The organism is Priestia flexa NBRC 15715 (assembly GCF_001591565.1).
Lineage (GTDB): Bacteria > Bacillota > Bacilli > Bacillales > Bacillaceae_H > Priestia > Priestia flexa.
Genome location: NZ_BCVD01000024.1, coordinates 1 through 18,097 on the forward strand (window position 1 = coordinate 1; position 18,097 = coordinate 18,097).

At 38.0% G+C, this 18,097-nt stretch carries 16 protein-coding genes and 2 pseudogenes; 1 reads left to right on the plus strand and 17 read right to left on the minus strand.

Translation table 11 applies throughout. From position 1 onward, the window contains the following. On the plus strand, window positions 1–834 hold an 834-nt coding region (locus tag BFL01S_RS06135; protein WP_061785175.1), incomplete at its 5' end, for a VanW family protein. Window positions 835–885: 51 nt separating this feature from the next. Here BFL01S_RS06135 and mbcS read toward each other — a convergent pair. The 17 genes and pseudogenes from mbcS to BFL01S_RS06220 form a co-directional block, all read right to left on the minus strand. After that, window positions 886–2,469, minus strand: coding sequence for an acyl-CoA synthetase MbcS (gene mbcS / locus BFL01S_RS06140; protein ID WP_082802701.1), 1,584 nt, complete (start codon window positions 2,467–2,469; stop codon window positions 886–888). A 155-nt stretch (window positions 2,470–2,624) separates the two neighbouring features. Further along, complete coding sequence (locus BFL01S_RS06145) at window positions 2,625–3,323, minus strand: hypothetical protein (RefSeq protein WP_061785176.1); 699 nt, start codon at window positions 3,321–3,323, stop codon at window positions 2,625–2,627. Between the two features lie 1,069 nt (window positions 3,324–4,392). Further along, window positions 4,393–4,890: a P-loop nucleotide/nucleoside kinase family protein gene (locus BFL01S_RS06150; protein ID WP_061785177.1), complete on the minus strand. Its 498-nt coding sequence runs from the start codon at window positions 4,888–4,890 to the stop codon at window positions 4,393–4,395. A gap of 43 nt (window positions 4,891–4,933) precedes the next feature. Next, window positions 4,934–5,995 (minus strand): DmpA family aminopeptidase, encoded by a 1,062-nt coding sequence (locus BFL01S_RS06155; RefSeq protein WP_061785178.1) that lies wholly within the window; start codon window positions 5,993–5,995, stop codon window positions 4,934–4,936. A 34-nt stretch (window positions 5,996–6,029) separates the two neighbouring features. Beyond that, window positions 6,030–6,317 (minus strand): annotated as a pseudogene (locus BFL01S_RS06160) (GNAT family N-acetyltransferase); the annotation flags it as partial. Window positions 6,318–6,326: 9 nt separating this feature from the next. Beyond that, a complete protein-coding gene (locus BFL01S_RS06165; RefSeq protein WP_082802703.1) occupies window positions 6,327–8,930 on the minus strand; it encodes a polynucleotide kinase-phosphatase in 2,604 nt (867 codons plus the stop codon). After that, entirely contained in the window at window positions 8,927–10,282 is a 1,356-nt protein-coding gene (locus tag BFL01S_RS06170; RefSeq protein WP_369690844.1) for a 3' terminal RNA ribose 2'-O-methyltransferase Hen1, read from the minus strand. Before BFL01S_RS06170 ends, BFL01S_RS06165 begins: the two co-directional genes overlap by 4 nt. A 192-nt stretch (window positions 10,283–10,474) precedes the next feature. Continuing rightward, window positions 10,475–11,092 (minus strand): RraA family protein, encoded by a 618-nt coding sequence (locus BFL01S_RS06175; protein ID WP_061785180.1) that lies wholly within the window; start codon window positions 11,090–11,092, stop codon window positions 10,475–10,477. A 24-nt stretch (window positions 11,093–11,116) separates the two neighbouring features. Continuing rightward, on the minus strand, window positions 11,117–12,304 hold the full coding sequence (locus BFL01S_RS06180) for a cytochrome P450 family protein (protein ID WP_061785181.1): 1,188 nt from the start codon (window positions 12,302–12,304) through the stop codon (window positions 11,117–11,119). A gap of 249 nt (window positions 12,305–12,553) precedes the next feature. Continuing rightward, window positions 12,554–13,651, minus strand: a complete 1,098-nt coding sequence (locus BFL01S_RS06185) for an alpha/beta hydrolase (protein WP_061785182.1) — start codon at window positions 13,649–13,651, stop codon at window positions 12,554–12,556. 86 nt (window positions 13,652–13,737) lie between these two features. Further along, complete coding sequence (locus BFL01S_RS06190) at window positions 13,738–14,106, minus strand: hypothetical protein (RefSeq protein ID WP_025911025.1); 369 nt, start codon at window positions 14,104–14,106, stop codon at window positions 13,738–13,740. A 90-nt stretch (window positions 14,107–14,196) separates the two neighbouring features. Further along, a complete protein-coding gene (locus tag BFL01S_RS06195) occupies window positions 14,197–14,652 on the minus strand; it encodes a VOC family protein (RefSeq protein WP_035321179.1) in 456 nt (151 codons plus the stop codon). Between the two features lie 107 nt (window positions 14,653–14,759). Beyond that, window positions 14,760–15,038 carry a DUF3784 domain-containing protein gene (locus BFL01S_RS06200; protein WP_061785183.1) on the minus strand — a complete coding sequence of 93 codons (279 nt, stop codon included), beginning with the start codon at window positions 15,036–15,038 and terminating at the stop codon, window positions 14,760–14,762. A gap of 117 nt (window positions 15,039–15,155) precedes the next feature. Continuing rightward, window positions 15,156–15,434 carry a hypothetical protein gene (locus BFL01S_RS06205; RefSeq protein ID WP_061785184.1) on the minus strand — a complete coding sequence of 93 codons (279 nt, stop codon included), beginning with the start codon at window positions 15,432–15,434 and terminating at the stop codon, window positions 15,156–15,158. Between the two features lie 24 nt (window positions 15,435–15,458). After that, window positions 15,459–15,644, minus strand: coding sequence for a helix-turn-helix transcriptional regulator (locus BFL01S_RS06210; protein WP_439950860.1), 186 nt, complete (start codon window positions 15,642–15,644; stop codon window positions 15,459–15,461). Window positions 15,645–15,825: 181 nt separating this feature from the next. Next, on the minus strand, window positions 15,826–17,091 hold the full coding sequence (locus BFL01S_RS06215) for an MFS transporter (RefSeq protein WP_156474909.1): 1,266 nt from the start codon (window positions 17,089–17,091) through the stop codon (window positions 15,826–15,828). A 212-nt stretch (window positions 17,092–17,303) separates the two neighbouring features. Further along, a pseudogene (locus tag BFL01S_RS06220) lies at window positions 17,304–18,048 on the minus strand (SDR family NAD(P)-dependent oxidoreductase). Between the last annotated feature and the right edge of the window lie 49 nt (window positions 18,049–18,097).

An 18,097-nucleotide genomic window follows, 5' to 3' on the forward strand; every position in this document is an offset into this window, starting at 1 on the left:
GGGGTCAGTCCCAAAAAAGAAAAAAAAGAGCCGGTTATTAAAGTAGAAGACTTAACGTACCAATTAAAAGATTCTCGTACTGGTGCATTAATGCGAGAATTTAAACCCGTTAATTTTGCTGATAAGGAAGTATATAATAAAGAGATAAAAGCACTTGCCTCCGAGTTAGCAAAAGGAATCGATACACCAATGCAAAGCATGAAGCTAGATGGAAATGGAGCATTAATTGGAGGCTCGAACCGGATTGTTTTAAAAGAAGACGAACTTGTAGCGAGTCTGCAAAATTTAAACACAAATCAATTAGAAATTACGGTTCCAATTTATGAAACACCACCAAACGTTTCTGTGCAAGCAGCAACAGGAGTAAGTGAAGTACCAATTGCTTCTTTCACTACGAAATTTCGCCCTAACGACACGGGGAGAAATCGAAATATCCAGCTCTCTGCTGAAGCTATTAACAACACTATTTTAGGACCTGGTGATTATTTCTCTTATAACAGTGTTGTAGGGCCTCGTACGGTAGAACGCGGTTATCAGCAAGCTCCTGAAATCATCAACAAAGAACTAGTCATGGGGATTGGTGGAGGAATCTGTCAAACATCTTCCACGTTATTTAACGCAGTAGATAAAGCTGGAGTACAAATCGTTGCGCGTTCTCATCATTCAAAAGACGTAGGATATGTTCCTAAAGGAAGAGATGCTACTGTTTCATGGAATGGACCTGATTTTAAATTTATGAACAATAAATCATATCCAATTATTATTAAGACGTATACAAACGTTGCAGGGGGAACGCTAACAGTTGAAGTTCGGACTGCACAGCGCTATCTGTAAACAAAATTAAACAAAACGCCGAAGCGGCTATTCGCTTCGGCGTTTTGTTGCTTATTGAGTAACTTGCTGTTCACGAGCACGGAGCTCAACGCGACGAATTTTACCTGAATTTGTTTTTGGTAAGTCAGATACAAATTCAATTAGTCGAGGATACTTATACGGTGCTGTTAATTGCTTAACATGATTTTGTAAGTCTTTAACTAACGATTCATCAGCAGTTAACGCAGGGTCAGTTAACACAACAAAGGCTTTGACTACGTTACCACGATCCGGATCTGGACTTGCAACTACGGCGCATTCCTTGACAGCAGAGTGCTTAATCAAAGCATCTTCAACTTCAAAAGGTCCAATTGTATAGCCAGAGCTAATAATAATATCATCGCTGCGGCCTTGGAACCAATAGTAATTATCAGCATCTTTAGAAGCTCGGTCACCCGTTAGATAATAATTGCCACAAAACGCTTTTTTCGTACGCTCTTCGTCTTTGTAGTAATGTTTAAAAAGCGAAGGGAGGTCTTTACGAACCGCAATATCTCCAATTTCACCAGGGGCACATGGGTTGCCGTCTTCATCAACAATCTCAATAAATTCTTCAAGCATCGGTTTACCCATTGAACCAACCTTAACGTCTACATTTTTTAATGTTCCAATCAAAAGCGTGTTTTCTGTTTGGCCATATCCATCACGGACTTGAATACCAAAGTGTTGTTTAAACACGCTCATTACTTCTTCATTTAGCGGTTCACCAGCTGATACTGCGCTATGAATATGAGATAAGTCAAAGGAATCTAAGTTTGCTGATTTTGCCATGAAGCGGTATTCTGTCGGCGTGCAGCATAACACATTCACTTGCTCATCTTGTAAAATCGCTAAGTACTTCTCTGGTTCGAATCGGCCGTTATATACAATTCCTGTTGCTCCTTGACCTAAAACTGATAAAAATGGACTCCAAACCCATTTCTGCCAGCCTGGACCTGCTGTTGCCCAAACTATATCACCTTTTTTAATATCTAGCCATTCACGCGCTGCTAAACGTAGATGAGCGTATGCCCATCCGTGTGTATGAACGACGCCTTTTGGATTGCCAGTTGTACCTGACGTGTAAGGCAAAAAGGCCGTATCGTCTCTATGAGTATCAGCGGCTTCAAACTGATCACTCGCTGCATCCATAAGAGGCTCTAAGGATGTCCAAGAGTTCACAGCATCTCCCAAAACAATTTTATGCTTTAGAGAAGAAGGTAAGTCTGTTACTTGGTCTACTTCTTGACAAAATGGAGAATATGAAATAATCGCTTTTGCTTGGGCATGGTGTAAACGATATTGGATATCTTTTGCTCGAAGCATTTCTGAAGAAGGAATAATGACAATACCTGCTTTTAAACATGCTAAGTACATGACATATGAATCAATTAAGCGGGGCATGATGACTAAGACGTGATCGCCTTTTGTTAAACCTAGTTCTGTTAATAAATTTGCGGCTTTATTTGCTCGTTTTAATAGATTATTATATGTAATTTCTTCTCGATGACCATCAGCATCTTGCCATTTGATCGCAAGGTGATCAGATGCGTGTTTTTCAAATTCCTCCGTTAAATTATAGCGTTCTTTTGGAATTAGTTCTTCTAAACGAATCATTGCCACGACTCCTTTTCTATAAAAAATGTCTATAATGACAGTGCATCATTATAACCTCTATTATAATACTAACTATTAGTAGTTACTACTAATTTGTTTATAGTAACCAAAAAAACATAAAAATTCCCACCCTCAGCTGTGAGAAATGGGAATTTTTATTTGGAGAATAGACTCCACTTCGTATGTATGGGAATTAATTCTTCTTCAGATTCATCCGCTTCATAAAGACCGCGTTCTTTTAAATATTCAACAAAATATAAATCTGCTTCTTTCCGTTCGTCATAAGGCTTAATCGAAAGTACAAAGCCTAACTTATGCTGCTCATCATTTTCAATTCCTGAGATATAGGCTTTTATATGGTGCTGTAAAAAGAGCTCCTTCGCAGGGATAATTAGTTCTTTTACAAATTTAGCTAGAAGCTGAAGCTCAAATTCAAAAGTAAACTTTGAAATCTTTTCTAAATCTGCAAAGACAACGCCTATAAAGCTCGTGTTATGTATTTCATAATCCTTTGTTTTTTCATCCCAATCAATATGACCAACTTCTTTTAAGTAATTAATAAAGTAGCCAATACCTTCACGACGCCCAAACGGTTGCTTAGATAACACAAGACCAATCTTTTTATATTTAGGTAAATAAACACAAGATAGAGCGGCTTCAACATTATGCTGTTGAAATAGCTGCGTCACACCTTGTAATAGTGCATCCAATACGTGGTGAGTGATCTTCATCTGTTTACGTGAAAAGTGATATTCATTTGCAAGCAGCTCATTTGTATCTGCGAATGTTGCTCCGATAAAACCAGTATTAGAAAGGGTAGGGGGAAGCGGCTTTTTTCTTTTTCTATTGCTCATCTAACAAACACTCCTTGCAATTGATAAATCGAACATACGTTCTTATTAAATCATACGAGAAAAAGAACGAAAAGTAAAGGGGGGCAAGTAGATAAAAATAAAAAAGTAGCTATGTCTTACGAAGAAAGCGGGGGAGAGTAAACATAAAAAAACACAAACCAGTTGATTTGTGTTTTGAACATTTATTTTCTATATGGATTTAGCGTACATCTGTTAAAGAAACTAAATCTTCATCGTCTACATCAATATCTACGTGACAATCCATTGTATGAATTGTTTTATCTTCATGGTTACCATAATAAATTGTAATATTCACAAGTATCGCTCCTTTAAAATCGGATGATTAAGCACCCAACATATGCCGATCTCTATTTGTTATACATTATACCTCAATGTATACAAAACTACAACTGTAAATGTGATAACAGCAAGGCTAGAGATTGAAAACAAAGAAAAAACAAAGGGGCGATTTGTATAAAAATAAATAAAAGTGGATATAGTTACAATAAATACGGATGTTACACAAACTAAAATGAATATTAATCCAATATAGGAATAAAAAATCTTTAAACTCAAAATTTACGTTTACAGGAAACATTATGTAAACTATTTAAGAAACTAATCATATAAAGTCTATGAAGTAACCTTTAGAACAAAATTCAATTATAGTAGATTTATTTTTTCTAAACGGAGATGCTGCTATATGTTTATGTAGTTGGCATCTGCAACACCAAATGAAACTGAAGCAATCGAACCTTTGATCAGGATTTATTTAAGTTTAATCATGTATCAAGCTCTATAATATAATTTCAATACAATACATTAGTAAATTCCTTTTTCGTCTCACTATCTAAAGTTTACTTATTAAATGAGACAAAAAACTATTATTTATATAACTTCCTATAATGTATATTATGTAAACTAGAAAAATGAAAAATAAGAACAGCTTCCCCTTCATTACAAACAACTAAAGGTTTATTGAATAACCGCCACCTGTGGTTTCTAATGGCGGTTTGATTTAGCTAATTGGTTTTCTGATACTTGCTATGATAATGAATTAAGTTTCTTGTTATTCTTTTTCACTAAACTCTAAAATATTTAAACCCTCAGATGCTTTTGGCGCTTCAAAGAATTTAGTAACATGAATAAACGTTTCTTTAGTGTCGAAAGCTGCTCTTTCAGGTTGTTCGTTACGTCTTTGTGCGATTTGGCGTAAACATTGCTCGTTATTTAAGTTGAGGAAAATTAGCTGATGATTTGCGTTGACTTCTGACGCGATACTTAAAAGCCATTTTCGCTGTTTTTGAGTGTTTCCTGGAAAATCCATCACTACATCTGTACCAACACTTAGTATATTTTGGACATGCTTTTTCACTAACGGTTTGAGCTGTGCTGAGAATTTTAGATAGTCATCAAATGATGCGATTTCATTCGGATATAAAGCTGAAAGCCATTCATCCTCGGATAACAGCACCGCATGTTTTTCCGCAGCCAATTGCTTCGATTTAGTTGATTTTCCTGCTCCCATCTTTCCACAGAAAAAGTATAGATCTCCCAGGTTTTTCATAGTTTATCCCCCTCTATAAACAACTGTACACACGTATTGGTTTTCAGTCTAACTGAATTCCGTAAATCTCTAATAGATTTTTTAATGCCGGTCGTTCATTGCCGCTTCTGCCAACAACATGAGTTGCTGTAATAAGTGAGTTTAAGACCGCTTCCTCAGTGGCTTCACCAGCGGCTCGAAATGCTAAATCGATATCTTCTTCATGAATAGCTGAAATTGAAAGGCAGGAAGACGTTTTATCATGAGGAATTTTATTTGCTGTTGAAAATCCAATGACGACTTCCCCGCTTCCTGTTGTAATAATAGATCCTGTACGTGATAAGCCCGTTACCGTTCGTTTTAAAATGCGATTGAGCTGTCTTTCCGTCACGGGTAAATCAGTAGCAAGAATAACGATTACAGAGCCTTTGTCTGGTATTTCTTCTAAAGAATGCATCGAGTTATAAAGCTGTGAGCCAACTGGCTGTCCGTTTATCGTTAAATCAGGTAATGAACCAAAATTAGTTAAGGTAAGGACACCGATTGTATATAGGCCATGAGTTAATTGGATTTGTCTAGATGACGTTCCGATTCCTCCTTTTAACGAATAGCAAACCATACCTCTACCTGCACCGACAGAGCCTTCTTCGACTGTTTCTGAAGTGGTCTCTAAAGCTTTGAGTACATGTTTTTTCGTCACTGTCTTTGAACGAATATCGTTTAAAATCATATCATTGCATTCACAGACAACAGGATTTATCGTTCCGGTTGTTCGTCCGATTTCTTCGTTCTGTTCTAACATATAATCAATGACCGCATCGGCTGCTGTCCCGATGCTTAGCGTGTTCGTTAAAACGATTGGAGATTCTAACGTTCCTAACTCATTTATTTGAATAGTTCCGATTGTTTTTCCGAATCCATTTATGACGTGACTTGATGCAATGAGCTTTTCGCGGAAAATGTTCCCTTGGTGAGGTAAGATTGCTGTTACTCCTGTTTGCTGTTCATCTTCGCTAATAGTCACATGCCCGACCGTAACGCCTTTAACATCCGTAATTGCGTTATATGCGCCGGTTTCTAATTTTCCAATCGTTACCCCGTAATCACGTAGCCTTTTTTGTTTCAAGCTCTCTCCCACCTCTGCTTCCTATTTGTTTTCATCAATCAGCTGGATTAATTATGGCTAACACCTGATGGTCCTTCCATTCTCCTCTGATTTTAAGATTTTTCGTTGCAAGACCTTCTTGATGAAATCCTGCTTTTTCCAATACGCGTATCGACCCAACGTTATGAGGCTGAACTTCAGCTTGAATGCGATGTAAATTTAATTCAGTAAACGCATAGGTAACAAATAGCTTTGCTGCTTGAGTCATATAGCCTTTGCCGTTGTAGTCTTCATCTAAAAAATAGCCGATAATGGCGCTTTGTGATGCTCCTCGCACGATTTTTCTTTTTTCTTACAGTCTAGGGTCCGCAGGCTCCATTTCAAGAGCAAGCGTTCCAAGGGCACATTCATGAATTCGCTCGATCGAATCTTTGTTTACAAAGCGCGTAATACCTTCGATACCTAAAGCAAACTCCAGTAGCGCATGCTTTTGCTTTTTACCGGTATTCCGCTGTTTTAAACGATTGAGATTTTCAGGCATTAAATAATCCATTCCGTAGATAATATGGAGGTATTTACGTCCTCTCACCTTGATAGCAGGCTGTAAAAGCTTGCCTTTCTCATTTCTTGCGATAAACGTTTCCGGCTTCACCACAAAGCCTTCGTGTCCTTCTTCCGTAATGGATTCCCACCACTCAATCGCTTTGTTCATTGATTTCTCGTCATGTACGACCATAAAGTCTGTTGAAATAAATAAATCCGATAATGAGCTAAACTCAGCGTTTCTTTCCATGTGCCACAGATGCGTTTTGTCAAAGAACGTTTCGCCGCTGTGAGCTAAGACGTGAAACGGGGCAATTTGAATGCCTTCTACTCCGTCAATGTTCCAGCAGTATTTTTGGAAAACTTCGTTGAAAATCTCAGCATTTTTAAGCTTTAGATTGACTTCAGATAGCCACGTTTCAATGCTTTGATTATGCTTTAAGGCTTTTTTCAGCTTTTCACTTAATTTTCTGCGGTCTAATAGTGCAACTTCCGCTACGTGCGCGTATTGAGAGCTAATTAACTCTTTTGCTTTTAAGTTCCACGGCAAAATTTCAGCGTCAAGCAGAACAAAGTCTGTGTTGTATTTAGAGAAATAATTAGAACGCATTAGGTCTTCATTTAAAGTCGATAAAATCTGTTCCTCTACGTCTTTTGCAAAAAAGGAGCGTCCTGTACGCGTATAAATGGTTCCTAGCGTTTCTCTGCCAACGTAATGAACAGCAGTTTCCTTATCTTTGAATAATAGCAGTACGCCGCGACTTCCCATGTGCTTTTTCTCGACGACCATTGTTTGAACGCCATTTGACTGATAGTAATCAAACGCTTCTTTTGGGTGCTCAAGATATCCTTCCAGTACTGGAGGCTTTGGTGTGGGGCTCATGGTTGGTGGAATATAAATAAGCTCTTCAATTGGAATCATGAAGTGAGAAACAGAATCAATTGCTGACTTGGCCGTTCCTTCAAGAACTTTAATATCTCCATACGTGTCAGTTAGTACCGAATAGCCGTTAAGAAAGCGTGCAATATTCGGTGGATCCAACCTTTTTTTCTGCCACTGTGTGAGTGGGTTGTCCTCCGTTCCAGAGTAGTTTTCTTTTGCTTTTACAGAAACAAACTGTTTTTCTGGATACTGAAAAGCCGTCAGCGAGCCGCCAAATACGGCCCCTTGATCAATGTTAACAGTATTGTTCACAACAAGCGGCTGAACTTTACAGTCATGTCCCCAAATGATGAGCTCTTTTGTGTGGTGATTTGTATACCAGTCTTTACGTATAGGCTTTCCGTTCTCATAAAATTCTTCAGAATCCCCGTATCGACAAAAGTCTGAGATGTGATAGGATTGCTTTCCGATATATTCATCCTTTATACCCGCATGCGTTACTACAGCTACGCGAACATCATTTTTTGTCAGAATATAATGAGACGGCGCTTCTAGCAAAAAGTCTTTTAGCTCACGTTTTAAGGCTTCCGCTTTTTTAGTTCCGTGTTCTTCCTCATAGCGAGTAAACTCATCCGCAACCTTTTCATCTCCGTGCGACAACGTGACATTTCTCCCGCCTAACCATCTTGCAATTTTCCAACCGTGGTTGCTGTCAATCATATACGCAAGATTAGCTTCTACATGCCGCTTGAAAAACAGCATGCTATCAAGAGAACGAGGCCCTCGACTCATCACGTCTCCAACGGATAGAAATTTACGTCCGTTTGGATGCGTGTAAAAGCCTTCTTCATTTGGCTCATAGCCAAGACGCTCAAGAAGCTGAATTAGCTCTTCATAGCACGCGTGAATATCACCGATTACGTCTATTCCTGTTCCAACGTCAAGTTCAAGCTTATTTTTGGTGCGAACGACTTCTAATTCACTGATATCTTCTTTTGTTAATACGTACTGTTGACGAAAGCCTTCTCGTTTAATAGAACGCTTGCTTTTAGCAAATACCTGCGCTTGCTGTTTGACTCGCTTTTTACCACGTGGGAATTCTCTGTTTTCATCACGTTCAAGCAACGTTTCAGTTGGTACATCAAGCAAAAGTGCAATGCACGGTATGTGGTTCTTTTTCGCTAAGTCGATATATCTCTTACGGTCGTCTTCATATAGATGCGTTGCGTCGACAATCGTTAATTTCCCCATTTTGGACCTAGTTTCAATGATGTATTCCATTGTTTCAAACGCTTTTTGGGAAATTGTTTGATATTCTTGCAACAACACGTCTGCCTCATCTTTTGGACGGCTTGTCCATTCAATAAAATCTGTATCTCCTACTAATAAGCGAAACTGATCAGAGCTCACCGTTTCAGAAGGTTTGACATAGCCTTTTTTTATCCAGGACTCTAGCAACGTTGTTTTGCCGCTATTTGAGGGCCCCATTAAAAGTACAATTCCTGCAGGAGGTAAAAATAATTTCTTCAATTGTCTCCCTCTTTTCGTTCAAACGTACACATTTGTGTCGGTGATCCGTACTCGTCATTTTCTTCTCCAATGCCTTCAATGGTTATGGAATAAGGAAAATCCTGCGTCCAAGCTTCACACCAGCTTGCAAACTCTCGTCTATTCCATTCAAAGCGGTGATCCGCGTGTCTCATTGTTTCATTCATTTGATAAACGGCATTGTATTCTTGATTTGGCGTTGTCACAATCAGTGATTTTGGTTGATAGAACGTAAAGATTGTGTTCATAATGCCAGGCAGTCGTTCTTCATTGATATGCTCAATGACTTCACACAAAATGATGACGTCTGCACCTTGAAGCTGTGCATCATAGTAAAACAACGATCCCCAAACAGAACGAGGCTGAATGAAGTTTGGTTTGGCAGCAGCTTTTTCAAATCGCTCCAATGCTTTTAGCTGTGCAGATTGTGAAGGCTCTACTGCTAAAATTTCACCTATGCCTGGAATGAATCCTAAACGAGTAGCTAGCTTTCCTTCACCCGAACCGAAGTCCACAACGGTTCCTTTAGCAGGAAGAGACTGTACTTTTTTAAGAATTGCCTGATAGCGTAGCTCGTTTAGCGGTGTTTTAGCTTGATCTGTATCATCGTTCTTCTGCTTTTTTTCAGTATTTGTTGCTACGTTCGCTTGTTTAACAAGGTCTTTAAAACGAAGCGACTGCTCGTAGATATAACTTTTCAAGGGGTGAGCATCTAGCCAGCCTTCGCCGTAGCGCTCTATTTTTTCAATTTCTCGCTCATCCAAAAAGTAGTGCTTAAAGTTATCCAAGACTGGAATTAAAATGAACAAATGCTGAAGGGCTTGTTGGACTGTAACTATTCCTTTTAACGTTACGTAACGAGCCGTGCTTCGTGTTTTTAAATCAAACGTATAATCAATGTCTCTTCGCTCTATTTCAACAGTATAGCCCATCGGTTCAAAAAGCTCTTGGATTCGTTGATCTGGTAAATGTGAGGCAATAGGACCGAAGCTAACTTCAAGATCAAAAGCATGATGTACCCACTCGCTATATTCTTCTTTCGGCTTTCCGTTTAAAGCTGTCCCAAGTGCTTTGCGTATGTAGGAACAAAACAAGCTGCTGACCGCAAATTCACGATCGTTGATATAGTGGGTAATATCAAAATGATTGGATCCACTTTTTACAAGTTCAATAGGATCCACATCAACGTAAATAATAAACTCCGCTTCATAGGCTTCAAAAGTTGTAAAAGCTAACCTGACATTCTGTCCTTTTTCCATTCGTTCATAAGGATTGGAAGGGTTTTTTGCAATTAACCGCGATACGTTTTCTGCACCTTCTCCTTTTACTTTCATACTGAGCTGCATACGTTCACCTTCTTTTTAGATAGTACTTTACTCTTCACTCTATAAAGCACCAGAATATAAACAGAAACCAGAACCTAGTTTCTTTAACTAATTATACCTTTTACGCTATTTATTAGGAACTATTAATGAGATAGAAAAAGCTACCAATCTTCATGATTAGTAGCTTTAGAGAATAAAGGTTTAAGATTTTGAAAGAAAATCATTTAAATAGTTTATAACTTCATCTCGATTTCCAGATACTTTTTGATCACGCAACTCATCAAACTTCACTTTTTCAGTCGCTTTTGTTAGGATGGTTTGCTCATGCTCTTTTGGAATGACCACAACGCCGTCAGCGTCACCAACAATGATATCGCCTGGATGAACAGTGGTTCCGCCACATGAAATAGGGACGTTTAGCTCACCTTGCCCTGATTTCCCGCTTGCTGCTACGGCTGTTCCTTTGCAGAAAACAGGAAAGTTTAGCTTCTTTACGCCGACGACATCACGAATGACCCCGTCCACGACGATTCCATTAATACCCAATGTTTGCGCTAATCCAACGATGAAGTCTCCAGCGATTGCTCGATACGTATCTCCTTTTGCATCTACTACTAATACATCACCTGGCTTCGCTTCTTTAATGGCTTTTAAAAATACTAAGTTGTCACCTACAGGCATTTTAACGGTAAAGGCTCTTCCGACAACTTTGTATTCTTCTTTTAATGGCTTGATGGATGAATTAAGATTGTTTAACCCTGCCATTGCGTCTGATATACACGTAGTTGGAATTGTTTTAAATGAATTAATAATACTCATTTTGACCGCTCCTTTTAGTTAACGTTAGGCTAAACGAATTGGAAGCTCCTTTAGACCTCGAATAATAAAGCTTTGTCGCCATTCTAAATCAGACAAATTAGCAACAAGGCCTATGTTTGGGAATTCTTCAAGCAGCACGCGAATCGCAATTTCACCTTCTAATCGGGCTAGTGGCGCACCTAAGCAATAATGAATGCCTTTCCCAAACGCTAAATGAGGGTTTTTCTCTCGTGTAATGTCAAGTTTCTCTGGATGTGAAAATACTTCTGGGTCTCGTCCTGTTGAGGCCAATGACACGATAACGTGATCCCCTTTTTGAACTTGCTGTCCCATAAAGGTACAGGATTCGCGCGCCCAGCGGTCCGTGCTGAATTCGACTGGACCATTGTATCGTAAAAATTCGTCAATGGCTTTTGAAATTAAGGAAGGGTCATTTTTTAATAAAGCAAGCTGGTCTGGATGGGTAAGAAGTGCAAGCAATCCGTTTGAAATGAGATTGACAGTCGTTTCATGACCAGCAACGATAAGCAGCATGACAACACCATACAGCTCAGTCGCAGTAAGCTTATCTCCGTCTTCTTCTGCCTGAATTAAATGAGATAGTAGATCATTTTGTGGTGATTGTCGTCTATTGTGAATGAGTTTTTCTAAGTACATCATAAACTCCATCAATACTTCGTCATACTGAGAAGCTTCGTTAATATCGACCAATACGTTTGACCAGCGCTGGAAATCAAGCTGATCTTCTTGTGGAACACCGAGGAGTTCACAAATCACAATAATAGGAATTGGAAATGCGTATGCTTCAATAAAATCAACTGTCTCATGTTCTTTCATTTTTTCAGCTTGCTTACGCGCAATTTCTTCAATGCGTCCGCTTAAGCTCATAATTTTTTTAGGAGTAAAGCCACTTTGGACAAGGCTGCGGAGACGACGATGATTGGGTGGGTCTGCAAAAAGCATCGTTTGAGAAATCGGCGGTACGTTTTCATCCGTCATTTCGCCAGGAAATACGGTGCGCATATCTTTGATGAAGCGCTCATCTTTTAGCACAGCTTCGGCAGCTTCATATGTAAAAGCCATCCAAGAATCAGGAGCTTCTGTATAAAGCTTTACCTTTGCAAACGGTTCATGCGGACGAATTTGTTCATAGTATTCGTAAGGGTTTTGGTGGAACTTCTGTGAAAATAAATCAAGTGACTTAATATTCATATGGTATCCTCTCCTGTTATCTACTTTTCGAACGAAAAAGCCAGGTCTCACATAAAAACAGGAATCGCTTTCATCAATCTGGATGGCCTATCTGTTGATTCCTTCTTTCATTGTATGCGCATTGATTTGGAACATCAAGGAAAGTGATGTTTCATATATAAAGTTTACATAATAAAATTAAAGTGAAGTATATACTCACCAAATAAAAAAAGACGAGCCATGAATATACTCGCCTTTCAACATACAAAGCTAGCAATTGATTCTAAATGCACTTTTAAGTTCCTTTGCAATTTCATTCATACAATCTTCTGCTTGCGGATAATCTCCAATCTTATCTATAAAAGCGTGGTCCATTCCTTTATACTGAATCATTTTTGTTTTAACCCCAGATCGTGCAAGCTTTCTAGCATACGCTTCGGCTTGTAAGCGGAGATAGTCATATTCAGCATTAATAATAAGAGTTTCTGGAAGACCATTTAAATCATCGGCTAATAAAGGAGATACGCGTATATCAGTAACATCCGCTCCCTGTAGATACAGCTTATTGAGCATTGAGCTAGAGCCAGCTAATGCTAGAATAACTCCTTTAATTAGCTCATGATGATGAAAAACTTCATATTCATTTATGTCCCATCTATGATCTTCTGTATCAATTCGCCCAGGATTCACAACAGGATAAATAAGCGCTTGATACTTTATTCGATTTGTTCCTTGCTGGGAATCAAGTAAACTGCAAACTGCAGCTAAGTTGCCACCGGCGCTATCACCACAAACTGCTAGTTGCTCTTTATTTATTCCGAGTTTTTCAGCATTTTCATACACCCATTTCACCGCAGTTAGACAATCCTCTAAGCCAGCGGGAAATGGATGTTCAGGAGCTAAACGGTAATCGACAGAAACAACCGCTGCGTGCGCTTTTTCAGCTAGTGCTTTACAAGGGTTTTCAACCGTTTTTAAGCTTCCTCCAATAAACCCTCCTCCGTGAAAAAACACGACTGCTGGTAAGAGCTCATTTGATATAGGACGATAGATGCGTGCAGGAATATCATGCTCTTTGCTCGGAATGCTGAGTAACTCTGTTGTAATTTCTGTAGTTGTAACGTCTCTATTAAGCCAGCCCATGCTAGCGCGAATGGCTGCAATTGAAACATTCGCAGGTTCTGTTTGTTCTTCCTCTGAATGATTTGTATAACTGCTGATTACTTTTAAAACACGTGGATCTAAATCTCCAGCTATATGTAAATCTGGTATATGTTTAATTACGCTACGTATGCCCTCGACTTCTTTTGTTTCCGCTGATGTTTCCAAGATACCGAGAAGCTTGTCATACTCTTTTGGTTGAAGCATCACTAACCACCACATCCGTTTTTATGTCTTACTAGTATTCTAGCAAGATACAATTTTTTGTAATCGCTTTCTTTTTGTTTTTTTAGTTATAGCCAGTCTTTGCCGTACTTACGAATGAATGCAATATCTTCTTGATAATGATTAAAGTGACCGTAATCAATCATTTGTTGAAAAACAGCATCACCTTCTTTCTTATACACAATAACTGAATCAATAGAAACTTCATGAGTAGTAACATCCAGGCTGCACATAATAGGCATTGTTTGGTTAGCGTTTATGTATAGTGTGCCTAATACGATAGATCCCTTTAAATCTGATGTAAAGTTATCCGTGGCAGCAGGCGTAACCCATGTCTCATCTTGGTGTTCGTTCTCTTCTTCATCTAGGGCCCACTGCCAGATTTTATAGTCCTTTAAATCGTCAATTGTTAATTCATCAATCGGTTTACTATTCATTTTTTATCACCCCACTTTATAGTTTAAAGTAATTATAAAGATTAAGCTCTTCTCATTTTATAGAAAGGAGCTGTTTTATGTAAAAAAGCTTTAAGAATAAATGGTTTCCCACTCGCTTAAATACATTCGTCCGACGATATTAGTGGGGTTTGGAATTTTGCAGATAAACTCTAGGCTATTTCCATCGGGGTCATAAAAATGAATCTTTGCATGGGCTATGCCATCATGGGCCATTACAAACGGTTCATGAGGCATAAAGCCAAATGCTTCTCTGGGAGCTATCTGCCTTTCTTTTAACCATGATACTGATGACCTCAAACTTTCCAACGTTACGTGAAAAGCAACGTGGCGGATAGAAGGATGGTAGTCTAATTCTACTTGTTGCGTTTCCCATAAACCAAGCCAACTTTCTCCTTTCTTTAACCAAAAAAAAGCTAGATGATGATCATGAATATGAGAAAGTTCTAATCCTAACTTCTTATAAAATGCAATCGAACGTTTTAAGTCTTTTACAGGTAAATGCGCTTCATATAAACCTTTAATCAATTCATACACCTCTTTCTATAAGTATCATCATAGCGAAAACCTTAATCAATGACATCAGATGATAGATGGAGGTGTTCTACAACTTTAGATGTAGAATGCTTTTGAAGCTACTCAACCATTTTTGTATTAACATAGCCGAGTAATACCAAGTATCCAATAATTAAAATGGGAAAAAGTATTTGAACATCTGGGTGAGAAATAAAAGCGCCTCCCAACATCATCATGCCCATAATGAAGTTATAAGCCCCTACGAGCCTTGCAAGTTTATCTTTATCTCGTACACGCTGCTGGTTATAGCCTGATAGCAGCCAAGTTTGTTTTTTGACACCAATGAAATAAGCTAAAACAAATAAAATAGCAGCGATAATAAGAAAGTGTTGATTCATTGCAATCTCTCCCTCTATAAGTTATCTTCTTTTCGCGATAGCAGGAACAATATAAAAAGCAAAGCGAAGCAAAACAAAACGTCATGATGAGGTAATTTAGGTTGAATAACTGAACGTTTAGTTTAAGATAAGGTTAAAAACTAATAAATAGATAAGCAAAAATAAATTGGCGATAGAAAAAGTCTGAAAGGAATACTTTTTAATATTTTCGTTTACTCGTTCATCGTACTCAAGTTCTTCGCTAGCCTCTTTCTTTTTAACTCGTAGCCACTTACCGCCCGCTACACTAACTACTAATGCAGCTAACGTTCCTACTTGTATGTGACCAGTTAGAACATATCCCAGGCTAAAACTTACAACGATACTTATAAATAATGTTGAAAAGTTAAATGCCATCTGTTCTTTTCCCTCCTTTTTAAATTAATTCTCTATCCAAAATAATTCATCCAAGGGGCACTCTAAATGTTTGCTAATTAATAGACAAACTCGAATCGACGGATTATATTTATTAGCTTCGATTAGGTTCATTGTCTGCCTAGTAACACCGACTAACTTTGCTAATTCGCTCTGTGTTAGCTTCTCTCTTTCTAAGCGAACAATTTTCACTTTGTTTCTAATGTTTACTTCTTTCAACTGTGTGCACCCTCCTTGGAATTCCATATTTATACTGTAACATATATACGACATTTTAAAAATATATGTTACAGATGTTTTACTGTTTATTAACTATTAGTTCATCTAATGCTTTCACAACAAAAAGATCCTCGCATCATTGCGAGGATTTCTCCTATACTGCGTTAACGAGCTCGGGGTTTCTCTGTTCTTTCTTTTTACCTTTTTTATCATTTGAAAGTGTAAACATTGAAATGATTGTAAACGTGATAGCGATTAATCCTAATAGCAAGTAAGCGCTTTTAAAACCGACCGTATCGTACATGCTCCCTGCAATTGCAGAAAGGAAAATAGCGCCTAGCTGCTTTGAGAATTGGAAGCCAATTAAATAAATCGTTGCGGATAAGCGGATGTCAAAGTTTGCTGTAATGTATTTAAAGATAGCGACCAGTAAAACAGGTACTTCTATTGCATGCAGAAGCTTTAACGCACTAATCATAATTGGGCCGTCCGCAAAGCTCGAACCCAAAATGCGAAACGACATGATTACACCTGCATAGATTAAAGCATTCTTTGCACCGATTTTACGAATGAAGAACGGCGCCAGCAGCATAACCACTGCTTCCATGATGATTTGAGTTGTGTAAAGGTTTCCAAAAACGCGTGTACCTTCTGCTTCGGTGCTAAAGAAATGCGTAAAGTAAATCGCAAACTGTTGGTCAAAAACTTCGTAAATGCACGTTACCCCAACAACGTAAAGAGTTAACCACCAGAACTTTCTATTTTTAAAGATAGCTAATACCGATTCTTTTGATGTTGCTTCTGCTTTTTGTTTTTCAATTTCTTCGGTCGTTGTTCCTAAATTCGTTTGCTTTGTTTTCGCAAACGAGAATAGAATCCCTAACACTACCGCTACAACTGAGCTAATGATAAAAATTAAGTTAGGGTTTGTTGCGAAAAATGCTCCTGTTAAATATGTGCCCGTAGCTGCTCCGATGCAACCAAACATACGAACTTGCCCGTACTCGAACGAGTTTACTTGACTAACTTTTTCGATGTAAGCTTCAATTGTTCCAGATCCACCGTTAAAACAAGCTCCAAGGTAAGCGCCTCCAACGACTGCTCCAAGAATGATGTTCGTTTTTAAGAGATACGGAAATAAGTAGATAAAGAATGGTGCGATAAATACCAATAAAATAATAAAACACCATAGTAAGTTTTTACGTAAACCTAGCTTGTCTGAAATAATTCCGAAAAACGGCTGTAAGCAAAGTGCTGAAATGGCCATTGCTGAAAAGATAATCCCTACTTCAGTCGAACTTAATCCCCCAACGTTTTGTAGCCAAATTGATAAAAATGGTGTACATGCTGCCCAAATAAAGAAGTAAAGGGCAAAAAACAAGCCAAAAATCCAATAATCCTTGTTTAGTAAGGTTCTCATGCGTAACTTCATCCCCTATTATGTAATTTTATTTACTTATTTTCACTAAATTTTAGTAAAAAGTTAATATATATAACTTATCAAAGAAAGCGTTATCTTTCAAGAGTTTTTAGAAAATTTCAATATATTTATACAAAGGTTTTCTTTTTAAGAAAAACCGCAAACTCATTAAAAGTCTGCGGTTTAGTTAATTTATTTACTGAAATTTTACTTTAGCGTAGATAGCCACCGTTATTAAGATCAAATGTAGATCCTGTATAATGCTTGGCTTTATCTGATAACAAAAATAGTACCGTATCAGCTACGTCACGAGGGGTAACGGGTGTTTTAATTAGTTGATGTTCTAAATACTCTTGTTTGCGCCACGTTGGAATGTTATCCATCATAGATGTATCAACCATTGTTGGAGCCACAGAATTGACTCGTATATACGGTGAAAAATTCATAGCACAACTTTTTGTTAACCCAAGTATAGCAGCTTTAGATAAACCATATAGAGCATCGGAACTTCCTTCTAATGCTGAAACTGAAGACATATTGACAATTGTGCCATATGCATCTTTTTCGATGAGGTATTTTCCGAAAAACTGAGAAAAATAAACTGCGCCTTTTACATTAACATCTATTACTTTGTTAATGTCTTCTTCTGAATATGTAAGTGAATTTTGTGCTAAGTAAATCCCAGCATTATTAACTAAAGCATTGACTCCTGGAGATGTAGCTTTAATTTGTTTAAAGAAGTCCTTTACACTATCATAATCTGCAACATCAACTGTATATGTAGAAAGTTTATTAGTTGAATTTATTAGTTGAATATGAAGCTTTTAGTTCATTTAATGAATCTTCGCTGATATCACAAGCAACAACATGAGCTCTTTCACTTAAACATGATGTGACAATTTCTTTTCCTATCCCAGCTCCTGCCCCCGTTACAATTACATGTACTTTTGACAACATTAAACCGACACTCCTTTTTAATAAAATATCATTCTCAAATTCTACCAGA

Coding starts and splice junctions, on each gene's coding strand:
- mbcS (WP_082802701.1), bottom strand. CDS start 2,469: ATGATTCGTTTAGAAGAACTAATTCCAAAAGAACGCTATAATTTAACG.
- BFL01S_RS06180 (WP_061785181.1), bottom strand. CDS start 12,304: ATGAATATTAAGTCACTTGATTTATTTTCACAGAAGTTCCACCAAAAC.
- BFL01S_RS06150 (WP_061785177.1), bottom strand. CDS start 4,890: ATGAAAAACCTGGGAGATCTATACTTTTTCTGTGGAAAGATGGGAGCA.
- BFL01S_RS06170 (WP_369690844.1), bottom strand. CDS start 10,282: ATGAAAGTAAAAGGAGAAGGTGCAGAAAACGTATCGCGGTTAATTGCA.
- BFL01S_RS06185 (WP_061785182.1), bottom strand. CDS start 13,651: ATGCTTCAACCAAAAGAGTATGACAAGCTTCTCGGTATCTTGGAAACA.
- BFL01S_RS06145 (WP_061785176.1), bottom strand. CDS start 3,323: ATGAGCAATAGAAAAAGAAAAAAGCCGCTTCCCCCTACCCTTTCTAAT.
- BFL01S_RS06175 (WP_061785180.1), bottom strand. CDS start 11,092: ATGAGTATTATTAATTCATTTAAAACAATTCCAACTACGTGTATATCA.
- BFL01S_RS06200 (WP_061785183.1), bottom strand. CDS start 15,038: ATGAATCAACACTTTCTTATTATCGCTGCTATTTTATTTGTTTTAGCT.
- BFL01S_RS06190 (WP_025911025.1), bottom strand. CDS start 14,106: ATGAATAGTAAACCGATTGATGAATTAACAATTGACGATTTAAAGGAC.
- BFL01S_RS06215 (WP_156474909.1), bottom strand. CDS start 17,091: ATGAGAACCTTACTAAACAAGGATTATTGGATTTTTGGCTTGTTTTTT.
- BFL01S_RS06205 (WP_061785184.1), bottom strand. CDS start 15,434: ATGGCATTTAACTTTTCAACATTATTTATAAGTATCGTTGTAAGTTTT.